Genomic DNA, 23,380 nt, shown 5'->3' on the forward strand with positions numbered 1-23,380 from the left:
CCTTGCGACAGCCGAGCGTCACCGGGTCTGGCCGATGCGCTTCCAGTAGATAAGCGTACCGGTCAGTCCCCCATGCGGCTTCAATGCATAGTCCGGTATCTCGCCGGCCAGCGTGAATCCCAGTCTCTCATAGAGGCCGGAAGCGCCGTCCTCGGCCGCCGTGTCCAGCACCAGCAGCGTGCGGCCCTTCTCGACAGCGAGGCTTTCGGCCGCTTGCATCAGGCGAGTCGCCACCCCTTGGCCGCGACGAGCGACGCGGGTCATCAGCTTGGCGATCTCGGCCCGGTGCGGCTGGTTGGGGGGACAGTCGAGCAGCAAGGTGACGGTGCCGACCAGAACCTCACCGTCCCAGGCGCCCAGCACCGCTCGTTCGCCTCTTGCCGCCGCCATAAGCGATTTGGTCCAGAAGGAGCCTGCCGCTTCCGGCGCCAGCGGGTGCATGAAACTGACCGATCCGCCGGCGGCAACCGTCTCGATCAGCATATCGCCCAGCATTGCTTGGGCTCCTGCAGCCTGGGTCAGAGCCTTGATTTCGATGGAGCTCATGCGTGCGATGTCCTTTGACTGCGATGGAGCGATCGGCGTGTTCCAGCCGTCAATCAAGACCACTGACTCGGCGTCGCTTTCGTACTGCCTTGATCGCGGCAATGCGATCGGTGTCCTTTGGCTGCAGATGCAGCCCGCGTTCCAGAATTTCGAGCGTATATTCCTCATAGGTCAGGCCCAGCCGCTCGGCCTTTTCCATCCGCATCAGCATCACGTCGCGGCTCGGCGCCTTCCACGCCTTGGCATACGCAGCCTGCCAGGCAAGGAAGACGTAAGGGTCGCCCTTGCCCCATGGGGGGCCCTTGTAGTCGTCGAGTGGCGGTCCCCCATTGTCGGAGCGTTTGGGACGGCGTGCCATGCGTTCAGCCTCTTGCCAGCGCGACCAGATAGTCGGCGGCATCCGGTCCAAGAGCGCGAAATGTGCAATCCGACGGCGCGCCAAGCGCCAAGCAGTCCCCCGGTTCGAGACTGTGGACGATATCGCCCTCGGTGAATTCCAGTCGTCCGGAAATCAGCCATATCTGTTGTCTGATGAAGGCATAGGACGCCGCCGGAAAGCTTACCTTGGCCCCCGCCGGCAATTGGACCCGGATCAGTTCGAGCGGCATGTCCGAGACCGGCGAAAGATGCCGCCTGATATAGCCGGTGGCGGGATCGCGCCAGACCGGCTGACCGCCTTCGCGAAGCAGCCCGCCGCCTTGCAGCTCCGCCCGCGCGATGAGGGTGGAAAGCGTCATGCCGAAGGCCGCCGCGATGCGCACCAGAAGTGTGGCGGTCGGGCTCGTCTTGCCGCGCTCTATCGTGCTGAGCATGGCTTTCGACACGCCGGAGCGGTCCGCGAGCTCCGCCAGCGACCAGTCCCTCAATGCTCTTTCGGAGCGTATTCTCCTGCCGATGCTTGAGGAAATATCGTTCGCAATATCAGTCATGCATCCGGTATATCGAAATTCTGTCTTGGAGCAAGGGGCCGATCGGTTCAATTTTCGCGAATAGCTTAACACCCGCTACACCATTCAACCTCACCCCGCCTTAACCCCGCCGATGTAACGTCGGTCTCCTGGGGAAATGGGAAACAGCCTGTCCATGCTTGTCGAGCGCGAAACCTCCGTCGGAGAGCCGACATTGCAGGAGCGCCGCAAGGCGGAGCAGAACGACAAGCGCATTCTGGGCAATGTCGTCCAGTGCGACGGTGCGCGCGCTACCATCAGCGCCTATGCCGCCGATGCCGAAGGCACGGTCACCGGCCATTGGAGCGTCGGCAAGATGATTTCCATCAACCTCGGCACCACGCGAACCGTCGGCCTGGTCTACGGCATCGGCAAGTCGGATCGCGCCTGGAGCAATGAGGGCCAGAACCCGATCGAGGTCAGCATCGAACTCATCGGCGAGGTGCGCGACGGCGTCGAGCCCGGCGCCAAGCCGGTTTTCGACCGTGGCATCACCTGCTATCCACATATCGGCGCCATCGCCCACCGCATCCGCAGCCGCGACCTGCAGGCGGTTTATGACCTCGCTGGACGCCATTCGATCACCATCGGCACGCTGTCGCAGGACGAGACGATCGACGCCAACATCGCCATCGACGACACGCTGGCGCGCCACTTCGCCATTGTCGGCACCACCGGTGTCGGCAAATCCACCGCCGTCTCGCTGCTTTTGCGCAAGTCCATCGCCGCCCGGCCCGACCTGCGTGTCCTCATCCTCGATCCGCACAACGAGTTCGCCGCCTCCTTGCCCGAACACTGCGTCAGGATCGATTCGACGACGCTGGACCTGCCCTTCTGGATGTTCAAGCTCGAGGAATTTGCCGAAGTGCTGTTTCGCGGACGCGAGATCGTACCGGAAGAGGTCGATGCCTTGCGTGATCTCATACCCGCCGCCAAAAACCTGTATCGCAATCCGAATTCGGCCACGTATCTCAGGCGCGGCAGCGATGCGATGACCGCGGACACGCCGGTGCCATACCGCATTGCCGACCTCCTCAAGCAGATCGACGAGCGCATGGGGTTGCTGGAAAGCCGGAACGACCGTCCCACTCTCAGATCGCTGAGGACGCGCATCGAATCGGCGGCTGCGGATCCGCGCTACCGCTTCATGTTCGGTTCGCGCCTGATCGAGGACACCATCCACGAGACGATCGGCAACATTTTTCGCGTGCCGCATCACGGCCGCCCGGTGACCTGCTTCGAGATGGCCGGCATGCCGTCGGAAGTGGTCAATTCGGTCTGCTCGGTGCTGGCGCGCCTGGCCTTCGACCTTGCGCTGTGGAGCGAAGGCCGGCTGCGGCTATTGTTCTTGTGCGAGGAAGCCCACCGCTACATGCCGGCCGATCCGCGCCTTGGTTTCGCGCCGACCCGGCATGCACTGTCGCGCATCGCCAAGGAAGGCCGCAAATATGGCTGCTATCTCGGCGTCGTCACCCAGCGCCCGGGCGAGCTCGATCCCACCATCCTGTCGCAGTGCTCGACCTTTTTTGCCATGCGGCTTGCCAACGAGCAGGACCAGGCGATCATCCGCTCGGCGATCGCCGATTCCTCGGCGTCCACGCTGGCGTTCCTGTCCTCCATGGGCCAGCGCGAAGCCATCGCCTTCGGCGAAGGGGTGGCGACGACCATGCGGCTGAAATTCGAAAAGCTGTCCGAGGATCTGATCCCCGGCACGGCCAAACGCGAGGAAGCCGTGCTATCCGACATCGAGAACGATGTCGACCTGGTGGCGATCGTCGAAAGGCTGCGCAACGTGCCGAAACCGCAGCAGGCGATGGCTTTCGCCGAAGTCGTGGAACCCAGCCGGCAGGCCGGCGATCCCAACTATCGCAAGCCACCTGCCCCGACTGTCGCACGCGTCCAGCCGGACGACGATTTCGACATGCGCTATGGCCTGAAACCGGCAACCTTCGGCCTGCGCCCGCAGAACGATTGAGCCGGCGCCACTACGTCCTTCCGCCGGACAGATTTTGAGCTTCCATGCGCTCTGCTTAATCGGCCAGCTTGGGTAAATCCCGTCAGGAAATTCGTCAGGCTGAGTCGGCTGGTGTCGACTTCGAGAACCGGAGCGGAGCGGACGTTTGAGTCCGTGCGCACCGGAAGCGCAGAAGGCGGCGTCAGACGGCCAGCATCACGAATTTAGTGACGGGATTTCAGGCGCAGACGCGGTTTCGGCCTTGCCTCTTCGCCTCATAGAGTTGGCGATCGGCGCGGCGATAGAACTCTTCGGCGGTTTCCTTGCGGTCCCAGACGGCAAGGCCCACGCTGGTGGTGATCTTCAGGCGGACATTGCCTGACAATATCGACATGTTGGCGATCGCCTTGCGAATGCGCTCGGCGAATTTGGACAGAAGTTCGGCATCCATATTGGGCGTGACCACCGCGAACTCCTCGCCACCCAGCCGCGCCACGACGTCGTGATAGCGCGTCATGTCCTTGAGACAGTTGGCGACCGCCCGCAACACCTCGTCGCCAACATCATGACCATGGGTGTCGTTGACCTGCTTGAAATGGTCGAGATCAAGGATCATCAGCCCGACCGGCTTTTCGATGCGGCCGAATTCCTCGAGATATTCCTTCAGTGCATCGTCGAAATAGCGCCGATTCTGCATGCCGGTCAGGCTGTCGGTCAGTGCCGCATGCTCCAGCGTTTCCGAACGGGCGCTGAGCGAAACCGTCATGGCGCGCAACTTGCCTTCTTCCGTAGCCTGCCTGCGGATCAGCGGATAGATAAAGAAAATGCCGAAGAACAGCGCAGTCGCCAATAGAACGCCGGTCACAAACAACAGCTTGTTGAGATAGACGATCTTCTCAATCCCGGAAGGCGTATCGATCTCGGCCGCGAAGGCCTGCAGAAGCCCATAGGCGTGAAGCGTCACCAGGCCGGCGGCCAGGATTACGAAGATGAAGACGAAAAAGGCTGATTCCGCCTTGTGAAAACGCATCTGCTCCCCGTTGGAAAATTCCCACAGACCTTATGGCACGGACGACCTTACGGAGGGTTAATTAGGACAACTTCGACGGGAAGTCTCCCCTCCAGATCAACTTTTCAGGTTGCACCGGAAAACGGATCCGAGATCGTGGATTCCACACGATCACCGGGGCGCTGTCTCAGCCATTCCGGACCCAATTGATGCCTGAACCAGGTCGCCTGGCGCTTGGCATATTGTCGCGTCGCGATCTTTGCGCGCTCGATCGCTTCGGGAAAGTTCAGCTCCCCGGCCATTGCGGTCTGGAGCTCGCGAACGCCGATCGCTTTCATGGCCGGCAAATCGGGATCGAGACCAAGACTGGTGAGTTGCTTGACCTCATCGAGGGCACCCTTCTCCAGCATGCGGTCGAACCGCGCCCCGATCCGCTCCACCAGCGCCGCCCGGTCCGGTTCGATCACCAAGAAGCGTGCGCTGTCCCTGTCGATCAGCGATCGGCCTCTCGCCGCCTGCCATTTGAGGATGGAACGGCCCGATGCGTCGAGCACCTCCAGCGCCCGCACGATGCGCTGGCCGTCGGTCGGCTTCAGCATCATCCCGGCCGCGGAATCCTCGCGCATCAAGATGCGGTGCAGCTTGGCTGCGCCCTGCTCCTGGAGTTCGTAGCGCCAGCGGTCGCGGACCTGCTGCGGAATGTCGGGCATTTCCGAAATGCCTTCCACAAGCGCCCGGAAATAAAGCCCGGTGCCGCCGACGAAAATCACCGGCCGTTCGAAGAACGTGCCCTCGTCGATCAGCTTCGTCACGTCGCGCAGCCAGGCGCCGGTGGAATATGCGGTGGAGGGATGGACATGCCCATAGAGATAATGCGGGACGCGGGCGAGCTCGGCAGCGGTCGGCCGCGCCGTCAGCACGTCGAGCACCGAGTAGCCTTGCATGGAATCGGTGTTGACGATGACGCCGCCCTTGCGCTCGGCGAGATCGAGCGCAAGGGCGGACTTGCCGCTGGCAGTTGGCCCGGCTATCAGGATCGCGTTCTTAACACGGCCCTCGCCCGCCTGCCCGCCGGAATTTTCGATGCCGCTGATCGCCACGCCTTTGATCGCCACGCTTGTGTCCCATCCCGCCGGCCGCGCATTGTCGCCGGCGCTTGCGAATATGGCGTCACGGTCGGTCGGCGCAAGCACTGTTCGCTGGCTCGCCGATGGCATCGCTTGCGAATTCGCTTTGCCCGATGGGACCGAAGCCGCTGAAGCGACCGCCAGCCTGCGCGCCGTGCTCGCTGCCGAGCCGGTCGATGTGATCGTTCAGCAGACCGAGGGACGGCGAAAGAAAATTCTCATCGCCGATATGGATTCGACTGTCATCGACCAGGAGTGCATCGACGAGCTTGCCGACGAGATCGGCATCAAGGATCGCGTCGCCGCCATCACGGCGCGATCGATGAACGGCGAGATCGCTTTCGAGCCGGCCTTGCGTGAGCGAGTGGCGCTGCTGAAAGGCCTCGACGCTGCCGTGGTCGACCGCATCATCGCCAACCGCCTGACGCTGGCCTCCGGTAGCCGCGCGCTTGTCCAGACCATGCGGGCTAACGGTGCATGGACTGCACTGGTGTCGGGCGGCTTCAACGTCTTCACCTCACGCATTGCCGCCGTGCTCGGCTTTCAGGAGAACCGCGCCAACAGCCTGCTCGAGCTGAATGGCCGCTTCACCGGGCTGGTGGCCGAGCCGATCCTGGGGCGCGCCGCGAAAGCCGAGGCGCTGCTCGAGATTTCGGCGCGCCTCGGGCTGACGACCGCGGACGCCATCGCCGTCGGCGACGGCGCCAACGATCTCGACATGATCCACCTTGCCGGCACCGGTGTGGCGCTTCATGCCAAGCCGGTCGTGGCGGCGGAGGCAAAATTCCGCATCGACCACGGCGACCTGACCGCGCTTCTCTATCTGCAGGGTTACCGGCAGGAGGAGTTTGCAGCGTGAAGCCGATCCGCACCGAGCGCCTGATCCTGCGCAACTGGGAGGATCGCGACCGCGAGCTCTTCCACCGGATCAATTCCGACGAACGCGTCATGGAATTCTTTCCATTTCGCCGCGACCGCGCTGCCGCCGACGCCAAAATGGACGAGTTCCGCGCCTGGATCGCCGAGGATGGCTATGGTTTCGCTGCCGCCGAGCTAATTGAAACGCGCCAATGCATCGGCTTCGTCGGCCTCCTCGACACCGATCATTTGCCCTTACTGCCGGGCGGCACAGTCGAGATCGGCTGGCGGCTGGCGCCCGAATTCTGGGGCCATGGCTACGTCACCGAGGCGGCCGAAGCCTGGCTCGCCTGTGGCTTCGAAACGCTAGGCCTCGATGAAATCGTATCCTTCGCCGTTAGGGATAACAGCCGTTCCACAGCCGTCATGCAGCGCCTGGGCATGATCGCCGACCCGGCCAGCGATTTCGATCATCCCGGCATCCCGGACAGCCATGCCAGACTTAAGCGGCATGTGTTCTACAGGCTGACAGCCAAGGAATGGCGAAAAAACCAATCCTGATCAGTGCTTGTCAAACGGAAGTTCGTCGCCGGGTTGCGGCGGTTTAACGCCGACTCGATCGAGTACTTTCGCGAAATCATCGCCCGATGCATCACCAGCTCGTCGACGCAGGAAATCGGCCGCTGTCTCCATAGCTCCAACCTTTTGAGCCACGGCCGAAGCGATCCACTGGTTTAGCGACACACCATCAGCCTTTGCCAGACGCGCAGCCGCCTCCTTGATCGACAAGGGAAGTTTCAACGGATAAGTCGCCTTGCTCATGTTCGAAATCCTTCCAACAATTCCGCGGGACTGACGACTGGAACTTTAAAACGGCCTGCCGCAGTCACAAAATCGCGGCGATTGTGAGTGACCAATGCGTCTGCCCGGCCATTGATCGCCGCCTCAAGCACCATTTCATCCTTCGGATCATTCAATTGCGGGCGCCAGAGAAAGTGCAGTTCGACCGGCTCTGCCAAGACAGCAAAGCCGGCCAGCAAACGATCCAGATCTGCAAACGACAATCCGTGAATTGCCGTTTGCTCAGGGCGGGTCAGCACGGTTTCATATTCAAGAAACAGTGCTGTTGTCACCAATGGGCGAAACTGTCGATTTGCGACCAACAAAACGGCAAATGACGCACCACTCCTGCTGCGCAGACCTGCGGTCAGAACGTTTGTGTCCAATACAATCCGCTTCACAGGTCAAAATAGTACATCCCATGGGATATTTCAACGTGCCTCTGAAGTTCCCGGACTCAATCCATCCGGATCGTCACAAACCGCAATTCGCCGGATTTCGATGCCAGCATCAGCAGCGCGTTCTTGCGACCCTGCTCCTTCAATGCAGCAATCCGGTCCATGACATCCTTGGGTGTGGCGACCGATTCCTGGGCGATCTCGGTGATCACCTCGCCGGCCTGGATCCCGCGTTCGGCAGCGGCCGAATCCTTGCTGACTTCGGTGATGACGACGCCGGAGACTTCAGCGGCGATGCCGAATTTCGTCCGCGTCTCATCATTGAGCTCGCCAATGGTCATGCCGAGCACGGCGGCCGTCGCAACGGCAGGCGCCTTGTCGCCATTGTCCTGATCGGTGTTGCCGTCCTCGCCGCTGGCAAGCTTTTCGCCATCTTCGAGCCGGCCGAGCGTCACCTTCACGGTCTGCTCGACACCTTTGCGCACGATGACCACGTCGACAGCCTTGCCGACCGAGCTTTCCGCGACGACGCGCGGCAGGTCGCGCATTTCATTGACGTCCCTGCCGTCGAACTTGATGATGACGTCGCCCGCCAGGATGGTGCCGTTGTCGACCGGCCCTCCCTTGATGACGCCAGCGACCAGCGCGCCCTTGGCGGTCGCCATGCCGAGGCTTTCGGCAATATCTTCCGTCACCGGTTGAATGCGCACGCCGAGCCAGCCGCGCCGCGTCTCGCCGAACTGGCGGAGCTGGTCGACGACGCCCAACGCCAGCTGCGAGGGAATCGAAAAGCCGATGCCGATCGAGCCGCCGGACGGCGAGATGATCGCCGTGTTGATACCGATCACCTCGCCGGCGCTGTTGAACAGCGGTCCGCCGGAATTGCCGCGGTTGATCGCGGCATCGGTCTGGATGAAATCGTCATAGGGACCGGAATTGATATCACGGTTGCGGGCCGACACGATGCCCACAGTCACGGTGCCGCCGAGGCCGAACGGATTGCCGATCGCCATCACCCAGTCACCGACACGCATCTTGCTGGAATCGCCGAATTTCACCGCGGTCAGTTTGTGCCCTTTCGGGTCGACCTTCAGCACCGCAACGTCGGTCTTGGTGTCGGTGCCGACCAGCGTCGCCTTCAGCGTCACTCCGTCGGAGAAATTCACCTCGATATCATCGGCATCGGCGATCACGTGGTTATTCGTCACCACGATGCCCTGCTCGGCATCGACCACGAAACCGGAGCCCAGCGATTGCACCTTTTGCGAACGATCGCCCTGTTCGCCAGGACGGTTCTTGAAGAAGTCGTCGAAGAAATCCTGAAAGGGCGAGCCCTCCGGAAGCTGCGGCATCGGCACAGCACCAGGCCCCTCGGTGCCCTTTACCCTCTGCGAAGTCGATATGTTGACCACGGCACCCAGCAGGCCCTGCGCGAGATCGGCAACGGAGGCCGGGCCGTCCGCAGCGACTGTCGGCGTCACCAGCGACGGCACGGTAAAGGCGCCGATAAGAAGTGCTGCTGCACCCGAAGTGAACGTCCGCCTCGCCGCGCGCAAAAAGCTGTTGGATGTCATCGAGAAGTCTCCCGGTGTCTCTGAAAAGAAAAGCGCCTCGCCGAAAACGCAGCGTCGAGCCATGTTGGCAAGAAATACGGCACGTTTGCGGCTATGGCTATCGGCATAGGATAAATCCTGCGTTATCCCGAAATCATAGACCGATCACGTTACCCGCCGCGCACCAGCCAGACGAGGCCGACGCCAACGGCGATTGCGGCCAGGCCGGCGATCCGCAGCGCATTCTCCGGCGTTGTCAGAACTTCGCTGGCAAGTTTCTTGGCAAGGTTGGGAAAGCCGCCATAGACCAGGCCCTCTACGACGAGAACCAGGCCTATTGCTGCCAGAAAATCCTGCACCGGCCGTTACTGGCCGGTGCCTGGCTGCGCTGCTGGTGCAGCAGGTGCTGCGGGCGGCGCTGCCGGCGTATCCCCGCCGGCGGGATTGCGGAAGAAACGGAAGAATTCCGAATTCGGCGACAGCACCATCGTCGTTCCGGTGCTGTTCAGCGCCGTGCCGTAGGCATTCATCGATCGGTAAAAATCAAAGAAGGCCGGATCGCGCTGGTAGGCGTTCGCGAAGGTGGCACTGCGTTGAGCTTCGCCTTCACCACGCAGGATTTCAGACTCCCTCCGTGCCTCGGCGACGATCTCCACCACTTCGCGGTCGGCGCGAGCCCTGATGCGCTGCGCCGCCTCGTTGCCGCGTGCCCTCAGCCGCTCGGCTTCGGCCAGACGCTCAGCCTTCATGCGGTCGTATGTCTGTTGCGAGACTTCCGCCGTCAAATCGGTACGGCGAATGCGGACATCCTCGATCTGCAGGCCGAGCGATGTAGCGTCGGGCCTCAGCTGATCGCGCACTTCGCGCATCATCACGGCTCGCTCTTCCGAGAGCGCTGCCTCGAAGTCGCGCAGACCGTAGACACGGCGCAAGGCGGCGTCGAGACGCGTCCTCAACCGTGCCTCGGCCAGCTCGATCTGACCGGAAACCGCGGAGCGGAACACACGCGGATCCGAGATCCGATAGGCGATGAAGGCGTCCACCTCATAGAACTTGCCGCCCGAAACCTGGACGCGGATGTTGTCGAGGTCGAAGCGCAGCACCCTGTTTTCGATCAACTGCACGCTATCAGCATCGAAAAACGCGAACGGCGCCTTGAAATAGATGCCCGGCTGGCTCTTGACGTCGACGATCTCGCCAAACCTGAGCACCAGCGCCTGCTGGCGAGCATTGACGACGAAGACCGACGAATAGAGCAGGAACAGGAGAACCGCGGCGATGACGGCAATGATGGGAAGACGGTTGGCCATCACTGGTTTCCTCCGAGGACCGGCGCCGGCGCCTTCTGCTGCAATGCCGGCAGCGGCAAATAGGGAACGATCCCTTGCCCGTTGCCTTGCTCGACAATGACCTTGTTGGAATCCTTCAGGACCCTCTCCATCGTTTCCAGATAAAGCCGCTGGCGCGTCACGTCAGGCGCCTTGGCGTATTCGTCATAGACCGAGATGAAGCGCTGCGCCTCGCCTTCGGCCTCCTGCACGACCCGGTTCTTATAGCCGGCCGCCTCCTCGCGGATCTGTGCGGCCTCGCCGCGCGCCTGGCCGAGTTTCTGGTTGGAATACTGGTTGGCCTGCTCGACGAACTTGTCCTCGTCCTGCTCGGCGCGCTGCACTTCGTCGAAGGCGTCGGCCACTTCGCGCGGCGGCGCGGCATCCTCGATCGAAATCGCGTTGACGTTCAGGCCGGCCTTATAGCCGTCCAGCGTCGTCTGGATGATTTCGCGCACGGAAGCAGCAATGCCCTCGCGATCATCGCGGAAGATGTCCTGCGCCGGCCGACGGCCGACGGCTTCGCGCATGGCGCTTTCGGCGACCTGCCGCAGCATGCCGTCGGGATCGGACACATCGAACAGATAGGCCCTCGGATCGGAGACCTGATAGGCGACAGAGAATTGGACATTGACGATATTCTGGTCACCAGAAAGCATCAGGCCTGAGCCGTTGCCGGAGGTCGTGCCGCCGCCGATATCGACGAGTTGTTCGGCGATGACGGCGGTTTCGACCGTTTCGATGGGCCACCAATGGAAATGCAGGCCGGGCTGCGAGAGCTCCGCCTTTGGCACGCCGAATCTGAGTTCGACCGCAACCTCGTCCGGCTGCACGGTATAGACGGCTTTGAACGCCCACAGCACGACGAGCGCTGCCGCGATCAGCCCGAACACGGCTGGGCTGGCGCCACCGCCTCCCGGCAAAGCACGCCGCAACCTGTCCTGGCCGCGCCGGATGATGTCTTCGAGATCGGGAGGCGAGCCCTGCGGACCGCTGGGTCCCTTCGGTCCCTGCCCCCAGGGTCCTGGATTGTTGCCGCCGCCCCACGGGCCGCCGCCTCCGCCGCTTTTGTCATTCCAGGGCATGAATGTCCTTTCGCTCCCTCACGCGCCGGCCTGACGACGCAAAATCCAGTATCGTCCTTCTATAGGGACGCGACAGCACGCTTTCAACGCGATCGGTTGTCGTCGCCGTCCGTCTTGGACCGTCGCGACCCTTTTATCGTCCCTCAATGCACGTCGCGGCGTCGCTCGTAAACCGAATAGCGTGTCGCATGGCTGTCCTTTTCACCGGCAGGAACGTCCTGCGAGCGGACGATGCGCCACGAATCCGGGTCGATCGGCGGGAAATGCGCGTCGCCGTCGACCTCGGCAAGGATATGGGTGACATGCAAGCGGTCGGCCAGCGGCAGCGCCTGGGCATAAATCTCGCCGCCGCCGATAACGCAGATTTCGTCGGCGCCGGCCATGCAGCGTCCGCGCACCTTCGCCAGACCGATCGCGTCGTCGAGCGAATGCACGACTTCGACACCCTCGGCGCGCCAGGCCCCGTCGCGGGTCACCACGATGTTGAGCCTTCCGGGCAGAGGCCGGCCGATACCTTCGTAGGTCTTGCGACCCATGATGATAGGTTTGCCCATCGTGTCGGCCTTGAACCGCTTGAGATCGCTGGAAAGCCGCCACGGCAACCCGCCATCGCGCCCGATCACGCCGTTCTCGGCGATGGCGACATAGATCGCGACGTCCATCAGCCGCCGCTTCCATCGCCGCCGGTAGGCACCAGCAGCAAAATGTTGATGTCGCGCTCGGGATAGAAGTTTTCTGCCGTCATCTCGAAGCGCGTCGGCCCGACTTTCCTGACGTTTTCGCCACAGAACGAGACTAGGTTCTTCGGATCGCCCTTGTCGACGGTCAGCTTGAATTTGCCGATCGTGCCCGTCGCCCAGTTGCCGCCAGTGGTCAGGATATAGGCGATGCGGTTTTCGAAATATTTCGGAGTGCCATCGGGATTGCCCTTCGCTGCCTTGCGGATCGCATTCTCGAACGTCTGGTCCATGCAGTAGCGGCTCTTGTAGGCGGCATACTGACCCTGGAACTGGCCGTCATAGAAGAAGCTGACCGAGGACGTGCCGCCGACGCTCGGCTTGTAGCGGTGGGCGACGCGGACTGCCTTGTTGGCTGGAAAGGTCGAGCGCCACCAATAGGTCGAGCGCAATTGCCAGAACGGCACATAAACGGTCTTCATGCCGGAACCGTCGTCGGCAGTGTCCTCGATGATGAGGCCGCGATCGACCCAATCGTCGGCAACCGCTTGCGGCAGCTTTGCCAATGCCACCTTGGCCGCATCGCCGAATGGGTAAAACGGCACGTTCTGTGCCTTCAAATCGGCGCTGATATCGATGCCGAGCGCAAACGCCTTCTGCTCGAGCTGCGGTTTTGCCGCCACGCCGTCGATCGTCACCTCGAAGCCGAGGAAATTGTCGCTCTGGCCGTCGGGGATCGCCGGCATCTCGTTGGGGTCGCCTTCGATGTCGGGCATCGGAAAGGCGACGATCGCGTCGACGTCCTTGTCGGTGTTGTTGCGGAAGACATAGTTGACCGTCACCTTTTCCGGCGAAATGTAGAGATCTTCGCTCTCCATGGCGACGGCGTCGCTGCGCGACAGGATTAGGCCGCCCGTTCCCAATTCGGCGATCGAATCATTGGCGAATGCGGGCGTGGCCGGGAGCGCCAGCGCTGCGGTCAGGACATAACGGAACATGGAAGCTCCCTTGGCGAAATACCGGCATGACTCTAGCCGTTTCGATGTCGCGCTTCAAAGCCCTTCCGCGCTTGCGCACAGCCATGGCTTGTCTGGACACCGACGTTCGGATCGGGCAGGAGTTCGCCTATGCGCAAGCTTCTTGTTATCGGCATCGGCGCCGGCAATCCCGACCATATGACCGTGCAGGCCATCGACGGCTTGAACCGCGCCGAGGTGCTGTTCATTCCCGACAAGGGCGCGAAGAAGAACGATCTCGCCGAACTGCGTCGCCAGATCTGCGACCGATTCGTCACCAATCCAAACTCGCGTCGCGTCGAATTCGACGTGCCGGTGCGGGCCGAGCCGGCGCCCTCCTATCGCTCGACCGTCGATGACTGGCACGAGGCGATCGCTGCGATCTATGAGGGCCTGATCCGCGATGAGCTTTCGCAAGATGGCTGCGGCGCCTTCCTGATCTGGGGCGATCCCTCGCTCTATGACAGCGCGCTGCGCATCCTCGAGCGCGTGCGCCTCAGGGGCAATGTCGAATTCGCTTTGGACGTCATTCCCGGCATCACCGCCGTCCAGGTGCTCGCCGCCAGCCACAAAATGGCGCTGAACCGCATCGGCGACTCCATCTTGCTCACTACCGGCCGTCGGCTCACCGAGGAAGGTTTGCCCGATAATGCCGGCAGCACCGTCGTCATGCTGGACGGCAAATGCGCCTTCAACACGCTGGACGACAAAGACCTCGTCATCCACTGGGGAGCCTACCTCGGCACGTCAGACGAGATCCTCATTTCCGGCCGCCTTGGCGACGTCGGCGACGAAATCGCAAAGACCCGCGAGGAAGCCCGCCAGAAAAAGGGTTGGATTATGGATACGTATCTGCTGCGCAAGCCCGGCGAGCCGGAGGAGGAATAAGGGGTTACGCTCGGCCGGTACCAATTCCACCGACCTCACCCGCGTCGATTTCCGCCTGTAATGCCTCCATATGCGTTTCCGCCGCCGAAGCGGCAGCCCGTTCGATGGCGCGAAAGCGGCTGACCACCGCAAGCCCCACCGAGGTCAACTGGGCGCCGCCACCCTTTTTCCCGCCGGTCTGCGCCGCGACCAACGGCTTGCCGAACACCCGGTTCATGTCCTCGACCAGATCCCAGGCGTGCTTGTAGGACATTTCCATACCGCGCGCCGCTGCCGAGATCGAGCCGAAGGCGGCTATCTGCTCCAGAAGCTCGATTTTGCCCGGCCCGATGCGCCCGTCTGGATCGAGGTTTATCCGCAAGCTCAGCGACGGCATTCCACTCCTCCGCAGTCACGCCGCAGCCATACTAGAACCTCTCCAGCAATACCGCTATTCCAAATCGATATAGCGACGGTCATCAGCCGGTCATCCCTCCGCCTCGACAGGCAGGCCGGCGCTCGTGTTCGCCCGGTCGAAGCTTACCGTCTTGACCACGGCGTAGACCTTTCGGCCGAGCCGAAGTTTCAGCGTCTGTCGCGATTGCTCGGTGATTCGGGCAAGCACGGTTGCGCCATTGCAGTCGATGCCGATCTCGACCGTAGGTCCCCCGCCCGGCTCTATCGCCACGATCGTGCCCGGCAAGATGTTGAGCGCGCTGAGGCCAGTGGGCTGTTCGGTGGCGATCATCACGTCACGGGCACGGATGCGGATGCGTACCGGCGCGCCGACCGGAGTTGCCAGACGCGGCACGCGGATCTCGCCCGCCGCCGAGCCAAGCACGGTCATGCCAAAGACTTCGTCGTGGCGCAGCACCGCGGTATCCAGCACCGCACCGCCCTCGCCGCGCTCTTCCGCCGGCAACAGGTCGAGCCGCTGCATGATCGCCCCGGTCGGGCCGCAAGCAGCGACTTTACCTTGCGCCAGCACCACCACGTCGCTTGCCAGCCGCGCCACTTCCGAGATCGAATGGCTGACATACACGATCGGGATTTTCGTCTCGTCGCGTAGCCGCTCGATATAGGGCAGGATCTCCGCCTTGCGGGCCTCGTCGAGCGAAGCCAGCGGTTCGTCCATCAGCAACATTTTCGGGCTGGCGAGCAGCGCCCGGCCGATCGCCACGCGCTGTTTCTCGCCGCCGGAGAGCTTTGCCGGCCGCCGGTCAAGCAAAGGACCGATGCCGAGCAGGTCGACAACCGCATTCATATCCGCATAGCGTTCTGCCGTCGGCGTGAACCAGCGGCCGTAGCGCAGATTGCTGGCAACGTTCATATGCGGAAACAGCCGCGCGTCCTGGAACACCATGCCGATGCGGCGCTTGTGCTTCGGCATGAACAGGCCCGCATCCGTATCGACCAGCACACGGCCATCAGCCTCGATCCGGCCTTTGTCGGGCCGGATCAGACCTGCAATCATATTGATCAGCGACGTCTTGCCGGAGCCCGAAGGCCCGAACAGCGCGGTCAACCGCCCGGCGCTCTCAAAGCGGGCCTCGACCCCGAAATCACCAAGCCGATGGCTGATGTCGACCATTACAGTCATTCGATGTCCATCCGCTTGCCGACGCGACGCGCCAGCACCTCCGAAGCGACAAGTGCCGCCATCGAGATGACGATCGAGATCAGCGTCAGCCTGAGGGCGCCGGCATCGCCGCCCGGCACCTGCGTGAACGTATAGATCGCCGACGGCAGCGTCTGCGTTTCGTTGGGAATGTTGGAAACGAAGGTGATCGTCGCACCGAATTCGCCCATCGCCTTGGCGAACGACAAGATCGCCCCGGCGATCAGCCCGGGCAGGATCAGCGGCAGCGTGATGGTCCCAAACACCCACAGCGGATTGGCGCCGAGTGTTCCGGCCGCCGCCTCAATTCTGCGGTCGACCGCCTCGATCGACAGCCGGATCGCCCGCACCATCAAGGGAAAGCCCATGATGGCGCAGGCGAGTGCGGCACCCGTCCAGCGAAAAGAGAAAACAATGCCGAAATGCTCGGCGAAGAAGGCGCCGGCTGGGCCGCGCCGGCCGAAAGAGAGCAACAGCAGATAGCCGGTAACCACCGGCGGCAGGATCAGCGGCAGATGCACCAGCCCGTTAAGCAGCGTCTTGCCCCAGAATTGTCCACGGGCAAGCACAAGCGCGATCAATATGCCAGGCGGCAGGCTGGCGATCATTGCCACCGTCGCCACCTTGATCGACAGCCGGACCGCATTCCATTCGTCGGGAGTGAGGTCCAGCAGCCAGTTCATCTCTCGGCGTCGTGCCTCAGTTGCTTGGCGTCAGAACTGTAAAACCCTGCGCCTTGAAGAGCGCGCCAGCCTTGGCGGACTGCAGGCACTTCAGGAATGCCGGCGCATCCTTGTCCTTCGAATCCGCCATCTCGGCAACCGGGTAGACGATCGGGGGGTGCGAATCCTCCGGGAAGGTGCCGATCACCTTGACGCCGGGCTCGGCATGGGCGTCGGTGGCGTAGACGATGCCGAGTGCTGCTTCGCCTGTCGAAACCAGCTTGAGCGCGGCGCGCACATTCTCGGCCTGCGCCACCTTGCCTTCCACCGAGGACCAGCCGCCGAGCGATTCAAGTGCCGCCTTGCCGTATTTGCCGGCCGGCACCGCCTTGAAATCGCCCATGGCAAGCCTGCCGTCGCCGACCAACCTGACAAGATCAAAACCCTTCTCGATCCTGGTTTCGACCGTCGAATCCTTCGGCGCCACCAGCACGATCTGGTTGCCGAGCAATTTCACTTCCGTATCCGGCTTGGTCAGCTTCTTGTCGGACAGATATTTCATCCAGTCGAGATCGGCCGAGATGAAGACGTCGGCCGGAGCGCCGCCCTCGATCTGCTTGGCCAGCGCGGAACTTGCCGCATAGGAGACGATCGCCGCCTCGCCGACATCGGCCTCGCAGGCTGTGTTCACGGCGTCCAGGGCGTTCTTCATGCTCGCCGCGGCGAAGACGATCAGTCTGTCATCCGCGTGGGCAGCCGGCATAGCGGCGATCAACATCATCGTGAAACCGCCAATGGCGGCCGCCTTCAATCCGAAACCCTTGCGCACCAGCATGAAACTCTCCCCGGAAAATTCGATCAGCGAGTCTGCTAATCGATATATCCACATGAATATAACAAAGGAAGGCTTTTTGCCAGACTTGGCCCGGATAATGGCCCGGCCAATGGCATTGCGTGTTGTTGCCACCGCTCGCGATCAATTGAGGTGGATACAGCGCGGCGCTACAGGCCGATGCCGTGGGTCAAAACAATCGGATGTTGTGGGCATCGACGGGCGGACAGCAGCCGAGCGATTTCGAGATGGGGTCGATTAAGCTCGATGTTTGCGGCTCACACCGCGATCGGCGCCTTGATTGTCGCATCGGCGAGGTAATTTTCCAGCCGGAAATCTTCGAAGCGGAAGGCAAATAGGTCCTTCACCTCCGGATTGATCCACAGCGTCGGCAGCGCCTTGGGCATGCGCCGCAACTGTTCGCGCGCTTGCTCGAAATGGTTGGCGTAAAGATGAGCATCGCCTAGCGTATAGACGAAATCGCCGGGTTTCAGCCCCGTCACCTGCGCCACCATCAGGGTGAGCAGCGCATAGGAAGCGATGTTGAACGGCACGCCGAGAAAGATATCGCCGGAACGCTGGTAGAGCTGGCAGGAAAGCCTGCCCTCCGAGACATAGAACTGGAACAGGCAATGACAGGGCGGCAGCGCCATGGCTTCCACTTCGGCCGGGTTCCACGCTGAAACGATCAGCCGTCGGGAATTAGGATTCTTGCGTATCTCCTTCAAGAGATTGGCAATCTGGTCGATGGCGCCGCCATGGCCGTCCGGCCAGGAGCGCCATTGCTTGCCATAGACCGGACCGAGGTCGCCATTCTCGTCGGCCCATTCGTCCCAGATCGAGACGCCGTGGTCGTTAAGATATTTGATGTTGGTGTCGCCGGCCAGGAACCACAGAAGTTCATGCACGATCGACTTCAGGTGAAGCTTCTTGGTGGTGGTGACCGGAAAGCCGCGCGCAAGGTCGAAGCGCATCTGGTAGCCGAACACCGAGCGCGTTCCGGTGCCGGTGCGGTCGCCGCGATCGGCGCCGTTTTCCAGCACGTGCTTCAGGAGGTCGAGATATTGGCGCATCGGCTTCGGCTCGATTCGGGTTACCGGCCATCATAACCGACTGGCTGCCGGCCGAACATATCAAAGCGCAGAATGTTCGGACAAGATACCTGCGGCTACGGGCTGGCGCGAAAATCGCGCCAGCATTCCGACTGATGCGGGACGATTGTTCAGAGCGCGCCGAGCTTCCCCAGGTCCTTGGCGACCAGGTAGTAGAAGGTCACTCGGCTCTTGGTGTTGTCTGCCTCCATCGCCTTGCAGGTCTTTTCGATGGCCGCGTCCGCCTTGCTGCCGTCGGTGATACCGAGTTTTTTGGCAACCCAGTTGGCCTTGACGCGATCGAGTTCCTTGGGATCCGTGCAGGACACCAGCGAGGAATCCCGATTCCTGAGCGCAATGCCCAAATGCTTCACGATCTTGGCGACCGCGTCGGCATTTGCCGCGGCGTCGTATTTCTTCACGTCTGCGAGATAATCGGCCATCAAATTTCCCCTCGTCGGCGCCACGGATCCGGTGATGAGGGTTGTGGCGCGCTGCCGCAAGATATGCGCTAGGTCGGTAACTCCTCACCACCGCAAAGCTTCGGTTGAGACCGCTTCCGAGTCAACCCTCCAACGCGCAGTTTGACACGGGTACAAAACCGCCATTCCGGCCTTTCATTTTCCACGACCAGTCCCTATATTCGCTTCGTCGGCTCGACCGACTATGGCGATAAACAGGCGATGAAATAAGCCGTTCGGACCCGGGGGCGGTACCCGGCGCCTCCACCAAAAACCGCTCTTGTCGAGGAGCGGCTTTTGCTGGGGGCGAAATAGGATCGACGAAGGTGTAAAGATCGTACTTTTGCCCGGCATTGTACCACCGTTATCGGGCTAAACTTATAGTTGCCAACGACAACTATGCGGAAGCACGTCTCGCCGCGTAAGCGGTGCGATAGCTTCAATTCAAGCCCTAGTGGTTCGCACTTCTAGGCGGGGTTCGGAGGTACCTGGCAACAGAAACCTCCATTTCTCCCCCTTCGATCCCCCCACTTTTCTCCCCTTCGATATGTAACGGCAGCAAGCTTGCCGGCCGCATGTCTTTGCCTTGCGCCCAGCCGCGAAGCTGTCTTGCTGGCAAAGCGGCCGTGCATTCACCAAAAGGACTGAAAATGCAAAACGATTCCGATCGATTCTTCGTGCTGACCGGCGGCCCGGGTTCCGGCAAGACCACGTTGATCGAAGCCTTGCGGTCCGCCGGCCTTGCAACCTCGCCCGAAGCCGGACGCGGCATCATCCGCGACCAGTTGGCGACAGGAGGGCCGGCCCTGCCCTGGCGCGATCCGGCACTGTTCGCCGAACTGATGCTGTCATGGGAGATGCGTTCATATCACGCTGCGCTCGAACAGAACGGTCCCGTCTTCTTCGATCGCGGCGTGCCGGACACGCTTGGCTATATCAGGCTCACCGGACTGCCGGTGCCGGACCATATCAGGAACGCCGCCGGACGCTTCCGCTACGCCAGACATGTCTTCATCGCACCACCCTGGCCAGAGATTTTTCGGCAGGACGGGGAGCGAAAGCAGACCCTCGACGAGGCGGAACGCACCTATCATGCGCTGGCCGAAGTCTACACGGAATTGGGCTATGAGCTGGTCCCGTTGCCCTTGGCGCCCGTCGAGGCGCGACTGCGATTTATCTTCGCCGACGCAGGCTTGACGCTTGATCTCAGACGTCAAAAAGGCCGGGAATGACCCGGCCTTAGCTGTCGCCGATAGCAATTGCTTATTCGGCAGGCGCTTCGACCATCTCCCGCCCACGGCCGAGCGTAACCTTAGCCAGGATGAAGGAGATCACCGCGCAAAGCGTGATGCCGGCCACCATCGGCAGCGGCGTGCCGTCGAAGAAGATGCCGGCGATGCCCATGGCAACCGCACCGATGGCGAAATGCAGCGTGCCCATCAAAGCAGAGGCCGTGCCGGCGATCGCGCCATGCTCCTCCATGGCCAGCACCGAAGTCGTCGGGATCACCAGGCCGAGGAACCCGTAGCCGACGAACAGAAGCGCCGCCATCACGTCGAGCCGGTCGACGCCGGACGCCATCACCGCGAACAGCACCACCATCGTCGTCACATAGCCGACCACCGCGACCCGCACCACGGGCCTTAGCCCGAACCGTTCGGACAGCACCCCCGTCAACTGCGACATGCCGATGAAGGCAACCGCGTTGATCGAGAAGAACACGCTGTAGACCGATGGCGACAGCCCGTAATGGTCGATCAGGATGAAGGAAGAGCTCGACAGATAGACGAAGAAGCTCGCGATCCCGAAGCCGCCGATGGACGCCAGGCCAAGGAAGTTGCGATCGCCCATCAGGAAGCGATAGGCGGAGAGCGCGGTGCCGAACGAACTGCCTGCACGCGCCTCGACCGGCCGCGTCTCCTTCAGCGAGGTCGCCAGCAGGATGGTGGCCAGCACCGCTCCACCCGTCACCGTCCAGAACACGGCACGCCAGCCGAAATTCTCGATGATGACGCTACCGGTCAGCGGCGCCAGGATCGGCGAGACCGAAAACACCAGCATCAAAAGCGACATCAGCTTGGCAGCGTCGGTGCCGGTATGCAGGTCACGCACGATGGCGCGAGGCACCGCCATGCCTGCGCTGGCGCCGAGCCCTTGCAGGAAACGGAAGGCGATCAGCCATTCGACAGAGGGCGCCAGCGCCGAGCCGATGCCGCCGACCATGAACAGCGCGAGGCCGCCATAGAGCGGCAGCTTGCGCCCGACCATGTCGGAGATCGGTCCGACGACGATCTGTCCAAAACCCATGGACAGAAAGAAGATCAGCAGGCTCATCTGCACGGCAGCGGTGCTGGCCTGCAGATCCTCGCCGATCGAAGGCAGCGCCGGAAGATACATGTCGATGGCGAACGGGCCGATCGCGGACAACAGGCCGAGCACGACCGCGATGCGGAAGAATTGGGGATTCATGGTAGCAGGTTCTTTCAAATCTGGTTTGCCGCCGACCGGCGTGTAAATCCTAGGACGTTCCATCCCCTGGAATTCCGACTTCTTCTGCGGCGGGAAACCTCTTCGATCTAAGTCCATAAATTTAGACACTCTTGTCCAATTCGTCAATCACCTCTATATAGTTTTTATGAAGGTCAACGTTTCTCCTGACACCATCCCGCCACGCGGCCACGAGGCCAAGCGCGTCTCCATCATGGACGCTGCCGGCGAGGTGTTCTGCCGCGAAAGCTTCGCCGGCGCCAACATCGACATGATCGCCGCCGAAGCCGGCGTTTCGCGCCAGACGATCTACAACCACCACGGCGATAAGGAGAAACTCTTCGTCGCCATCGTCCGCGACCTCACCGACCGTTGCAATGCCGGCATCTTCGCTACGATTTCCACCTTTCCCGACCAGCCGAAGGATCTTGAAGCCGATCTGATCGCCTTCGCCGTGCGCATGAACCGCAACTGTGTCTGTAGCCGCGACGGAAAATTCCTGCGCAAGCTGATCCAGACCGAGGGCGAACGCTATCCCGAACTCTTCGCGGAATGGCGCGAACAGGGACCGGGCAGAACATGGCCGGCGATCGCCGCCCGTTTCGCCCGCCTCGCCCACGCCGGTTTCCTCGACATTGATGATCCCGATGTTGCGGCTCGCCAATTCCTGGCCCTTGCCAATGCCGAATTGCAGACGACCTTCATGCTCGGCGGCACGCCTGATGACGACGAGGTGCTGCAATCGGCGACACATGGCGTGCGCACCTTCCTGCGCGCCTTCGGCAAGCGGCAGCCCGCGGATGCGAGCAAACAAAGCGCGGTCACCAGCGCCTGAGTGATCAAATCTGAGGCATGTCCTCTCGCATCTGCGCTGCCGGCGTCTATATCCGGTTTACGCCGCGCTCAAGCTTGATTACAGCTATGCGGACGATTCAACGGAACCCGACAGCTACATGGCCGACGACCACATCCGCTACGACATTCTGGCCCAGGAGGCATTGCGCGGCGTCATGCGCAAGGTCCTGGCCGAGGTCGCGCGCACCGGCCTCCCTGGCAACCATCATTTCTTCATCACGTTCCTGACCGGCGCCCCGGGCGTGCGCGTGTCATCGCGCCTGCGCGAGCGCTATCCCGAACAGATGACTATCGTCATCCAGTTCCAGTATTGGGACCTGAAGGTGACCGACACCGGCTTCGAGGTCGGGCTGTCCTTCTCCGACGTGCCGGAAAAGCTGGAAATCCCGTTCTCAGCCGTGCGCGGCTTTTACGACCCGTCCGTCAATTTCGAGCTCGAATTCGACGTGAAGACGGAGACCTCGGCAGATGAGGAATTGGCCGGCCAGCCCGCTTCCGAACCTCTGGCCATCGTCGCCGAGAAAAAGCCGGAGAAGAAGAAGGCCACTGAGGCCGAAAAGAAGCCTGCCGCGGCCGACGCCGCCGCCAAGGGCGCCGAAGTGGTGTCGCTCGACGCCTTCCGCAAGAAGTAATCCGACGGGCCGCGCGACATGGCCGACATCGTCAATCTTCGCCAGGCCCGCAAGCAGAAAGCACGAGCCGACAAGGAGCGCCTGGCCGAACAGAACCGGACGCTGCACGGCCGTTCAAAGGCCGACCGGGAGCGTGACAGTCTGATCGCCGACAAGTCAGAAAAATTCGTCGCCGGCCATCGCCGCGAAGTCTCGAACGATCCGGCTTCGCCGAGCATCGCGCCGAAAAGTGCGCCGCGGTTTCCGGATAAATCCGATGCTTGAAATGGAATGAGTCAGGTCCGGTGAGCCCGGTCGAGAAACGCTCGGTGACCATTCGCGGCCATCGTACCAGCTATTCGCTCGAAAAGCCGTTTTTCGACGATCTCGTCGCCATCGCGGCTGCTCGCAAACTGACGCTCGCCGCCGTCGTCGCCGAAATTGACGGGGCCCGGCCGCGCGATGCCAACCTGTCATCGGCGCTCAGGCTCTACGTCCTGGAATGGGCGAAGCAAGGGATAAAAAGTTCTTTGTAGATCATGATCCCGAACCGAAGGT

The 23,380-nt window shown here is 61.9% G+C and carries 29 protein-coding genes and 1 other RNA gene; 10 read left to right on the plus strand and 20 right to left on the minus strand.

Annotation, left to right across the window (positions count from 1 at the left end):
* Positions 1-18: 18 nt before the first annotated feature.
* From AC0L26_RS16655 to AC0L26_RS16665, 3 genes are read right to left on the minus strand one after another with little or no spacing between them, the layout of a single operon-like run.
* A complete protein-coding gene (locus AC0L26_RS16655) occupies positions 19-546 on the minus strand; it encodes a GNAT family N-acetyltransferase (RefSeq protein ID WP_473633506.1) in 528 nt (175 codons plus the stop codon).
* Positions 547-595: 49 nt separating this feature from the next.
* Positions 596-904: a hypothetical protein gene (locus AC0L26_RS16660; RefSeq protein ID WP_473633507.1), complete on the minus strand. Its 309-nt coding sequence runs from the start codon at positions 902-904 to the stop codon at positions 596-598.
* A 4-nt stretch (positions 905-908) separates the two neighbouring features.
* Positions 909-1,475, minus strand: coding sequence for a helix-turn-helix domain-containing protein (locus tag AC0L26_RS16665; RefSeq protein WP_473633508.1), 567 nt, complete (start codon positions 1,473-1,475; stop codon positions 909-911).
* A 154-nt stretch (positions 1,476-1,629) separates the two neighbouring features.
* Between AC0L26_RS16665 and AC0L26_RS16670 the strand changes: the two genes are divergently transcribed.
* Positions 1,630-3,468, plus strand: a complete 1,839-nt coding sequence (locus AC0L26_RS16670; RefSeq protein ID WP_473633509.1) for an ATP-binding protein — start codon at positions 1,630-1,632, stop codon at positions 3,466-3,468.
* A gap of 217 nt (positions 3,469-3,685) precedes the next feature.
* On the opposite strand, the gene AC0L26_RS16675 is transcribed toward AC0L26_RS16670, so the two are convergent.
* Both AC0L26_RS16675 and miaA read right to left on the minus strand, forming a co-directional pair.
* Positions 3,686-4,477: a GGDEF domain-containing protein gene (locus AC0L26_RS16675; RefSeq protein WP_473633510.1), complete on the minus strand. Its 792-nt coding sequence runs from the start codon at positions 4,475-4,477 to the stop codon at positions 3,686-3,688.
* A 104-nt stretch (positions 4,478-4,581) separates the two neighbouring features.
* On the minus strand, positions 4,582-5,550 hold the full coding sequence (gene miaA / locus AC0L26_RS16680) for a tRNA (adenosine(37)-N6)-dimethylallyltransferase MiaA (protein WP_473633559.1): 969 nt from the start codon (positions 5,548-5,550) through the stop codon (positions 4,582-4,584).
* Between miaA and serB the strand changes: the two genes are divergently transcribed.
* Positions 5,540-6,442: a phosphoserine phosphatase SerB gene (gene serB / locus AC0L26_RS16685; protein ID WP_473633511.1), complete on the plus strand. Its 903-nt coding sequence runs from the start codon at positions 5,540-5,542 to the stop codon at positions 6,440-6,442. The two genes, miaA and serB, sit on opposite strands and share 11 nt — an antisense overlap.
* Positions 6,439-7,002: a GNAT family N-acetyltransferase gene (locus tag AC0L26_RS16690; protein WP_473633512.1), complete on the plus strand. Its 564-nt coding sequence runs from the start codon at positions 6,439-6,441 to the stop codon at positions 7,000-7,002. Before serB ends, AC0L26_RS16690 begins: the two co-directional genes overlap by 4 nt.
* On the opposite strand, the gene AC0L26_RS16695 is transcribed toward AC0L26_RS16690, so the two are convergent.
* The 8 genes from AC0L26_RS16695 to AC0L26_RS16730 all read right to left on the minus strand — a co-directional run bounded on the left by AC0L26_RS16695 (position 7,003) and on the right by AC0L26_RS16730 (position 13,320).
* A complete protein-coding gene (locus AC0L26_RS16695) occupies positions 7,003-7,263 on the minus strand; it encodes a type II toxin-antitoxin system HicB family antitoxin (protein ID WP_192355700.1) in 261 nt (86 codons plus the stop codon).
* Complete coding sequence (locus tag AC0L26_RS16700; RefSeq protein WP_473633513.1) at positions 7,260-7,667, minus strand: putative toxin-antitoxin system toxin component, PIN family; 408 nt, start codon at positions 7,665-7,667, stop codon at positions 7,260-7,262. The genes AC0L26_RS16695 and AC0L26_RS16700 overlap by 4 nt, the downstream gene beginning before the upstream one ends.
* Before the next feature lie 71 nt (positions 7,668-7,738).
* Positions 7,739-9,253 (minus strand): DegQ family serine endoprotease, encoded by a 1,515-nt coding sequence (locus AC0L26_RS16705; protein ID WP_352932176.1) that lies wholly within the window; start codon positions 9,251-9,253, stop codon positions 7,739-7,741.
* 149 nt (positions 9,254-9,402) lie between these two features.
* Positions 9,403-9,591, minus strand: coding sequence for a DUF2065 domain-containing protein (locus tag AC0L26_RS16710; RefSeq protein WP_473633514.1), 189 nt, complete (start codon positions 9,589-9,591; stop codon positions 9,403-9,405).
* Positions 9,592-9,597: 6 nt separating this feature from the next.
* Entirely contained in the window at positions 9,598-10,542 is a 945-nt protein-coding gene (gene hflC, locus AC0L26_RS16715; protein WP_354490732.1) for a protease modulator HflC, read from the minus strand.
* On the minus strand, positions 10,542-11,645 hold the full coding sequence (hflK, locus tag AC0L26_RS16720) for an FtsH protease activity modulator HflK (protein ID WP_354490730.1): 1,104 nt from the start codon (positions 11,643-11,645) through the stop codon (positions 10,542-10,544). The genes hflC and hflK overlap by 1 nt, the downstream gene beginning before the upstream one ends.
* Positions 11,646-11,788: 143 nt before the next feature.
* Positions 11,789-12,307: a dihydrofolate reductase gene (locus tag AC0L26_RS16725; RefSeq protein ID WP_473633515.1), complete on the minus strand. Its 519-nt coding sequence runs from the start codon at positions 12,305-12,307 to the stop codon at positions 11,789-11,791.
* A complete protein-coding gene (locus tag AC0L26_RS16730) occupies positions 12,307-13,320 on the minus strand; it encodes a DUF4424 domain-containing protein (RefSeq protein WP_473633516.1) in 1,014 nt (337 codons plus the stop codon). Before AC0L26_RS16730 ends, AC0L26_RS16725 begins: the two co-directional genes overlap by 1 nt.
* A 129-nt stretch (positions 13,321-13,449) precedes the next feature.
* On the opposite strand from AC0L26_RS16730, the gene cobF reads away from it, so the two are divergent.
* Positions 13,450-14,226 (plus strand): precorrin-6A synthase (deacetylating), encoded by a 777-nt coding sequence (gene cobF, locus AC0L26_RS16735; protein WP_473633517.1) that lies wholly within the window; start codon positions 13,450-13,452, stop codon positions 14,224-14,226.
* A 4-nt stretch (positions 14,227-14,230) separates the two neighbouring features.
* On the opposite strand, the gene AC0L26_RS16740 is transcribed toward cobF, so the two are convergent.
* From AC0L26_RS16740 to AC0L26_RS16765, 6 genes are all read right to left on the minus strand, one after another.
* A complete protein-coding gene (locus AC0L26_RS16740; protein WP_473633518.1) occupies positions 14,231-14,602 on the minus strand; it encodes a winged helix-turn-helix domain-containing protein in 372 nt (123 codons plus the stop codon).
* Between the two features lie 90 nt (positions 14,603-14,692).
* On the minus strand, positions 14,693-15,805 hold the full coding sequence (gene modC, locus AC0L26_RS16745) for a molybdenum ABC transporter ATP-binding protein (RefSeq protein WP_473633519.1): 1,113 nt from the start codon (positions 15,803-15,805) through the stop codon (positions 14,693-14,695).
* Positions 15,802-16,506 (minus strand): molybdate ABC transporter permease subunit, encoded by a 705-nt coding sequence (gene modB, locus AC0L26_RS16750; protein ID WP_473633520.1) that lies wholly within the window; start codon positions 16,504-16,506, stop codon positions 15,802-15,804. Before modB ends, modC begins: the two co-directional genes overlap by 4 nt.
* A 16-nt stretch (positions 16,507-16,522) precedes the next feature.
* Positions 16,523-17,320 (minus strand): molybdate ABC transporter substrate-binding protein, encoded by a 798-nt coding sequence (modA, locus tag AC0L26_RS16755; protein WP_473633521.1) that lies wholly within the window; start codon positions 17,318-17,320, stop codon positions 16,523-16,525.
* Between the two features lie 275 nt (positions 17,321-17,595).
* Entirely contained in the window at positions 17,596-18,390 is a 795-nt protein-coding gene (locus AC0L26_RS16760; RefSeq protein WP_473633522.1) for a thymidylate synthase, read from the minus strand.
* Between the two features lie 149 nt (positions 18,391-18,539).
* Positions 18,540-18,851: a DUF2853 family protein gene (locus AC0L26_RS16765; RefSeq protein WP_352932198.1), complete on the minus strand. Its 312-nt coding sequence runs from the start codon at positions 18,849-18,851 to the stop codon at positions 18,540-18,542.
* Positions 18,852-19,019: 168 nt separating this feature from the next.
* On the opposite strand from AC0L26_RS16765, the gene ssrA reads away from it, so the two are divergent.
* Positions 19,020-19,378, plus strand: a transfer-messenger RNA (tmRNA) gene (ssrA, locus tag AC0L26_RS16770).
* Between the two features lie 141 nt (positions 19,379-19,519).
* A complete protein-coding gene (locus AC0L26_RS16775) occupies positions 19,520-20,101 on the plus strand; it encodes an AAA family ATPase (RefSeq protein ID WP_473633523.1) in 582 nt (193 codons plus the stop codon).
* 31 nt (positions 20,102-20,132) lie between these two features.
* Here the strand turns inward: AC0L26_RS16775 and AC0L26_RS16780 are convergent, their stop codons facing one another.
* Complete coding sequence (locus AC0L26_RS16780; protein WP_473633524.1) at positions 20,133-21,338, minus strand: multidrug effflux MFS transporter; 1,206 nt, start codon at positions 21,336-21,338, stop codon at positions 20,133-20,135.
* Between the two features lie 166 nt (positions 21,339-21,504).
* On the opposite strand from AC0L26_RS16780, the gene AC0L26_RS16785 reads away from it, so the two are divergent.
* The 4 genes from AC0L26_RS16785 (at position 21,505) to AC0L26_RS16800 (ending at position 23,358) form a co-directional block, all read left to right on the plus strand.
* On the plus strand, positions 21,505-22,191 hold the full coding sequence (locus tag AC0L26_RS16785; RefSeq protein WP_473633525.1) for a TetR/AcrR family transcriptional regulator: 687 nt from the start codon (positions 21,505-21,507) through the stop codon (positions 22,189-22,191).
* 118 nt (positions 22,192-22,309) lie between these two features.
* Positions 22,310-22,843, plus strand: coding sequence for an SspB family protein (locus AC0L26_RS16790; RefSeq protein ID WP_126107430.1), 534 nt, complete (start codon positions 22,310-22,312; stop codon positions 22,841-22,843).
* Positions 22,844-22,861: 18 nt separating this feature from the next.
* Positions 22,862-23,107, plus strand: a complete 246-nt coding sequence (locus tag AC0L26_RS16795) for a DUF4169 family protein (RefSeq protein WP_473633526.1) — start codon at positions 22,862-22,864, stop codon at positions 23,105-23,107.
* Between the two features lie 20 nt (positions 23,108-23,127).
* Positions 23,128-23,358, plus strand: coding sequence for a ribbon-helix-helix domain-containing protein (locus tag AC0L26_RS16800; RefSeq protein ID WP_473633560.1), 231 nt, complete (start codon positions 23,128-23,130; stop codon positions 23,356-23,358).
* Positions 23,359-23,380: the final 22 nt, after the last annotated feature.

The organism is Mesorhizobium sp. WSM4823, from assembly GCF_055811195.1.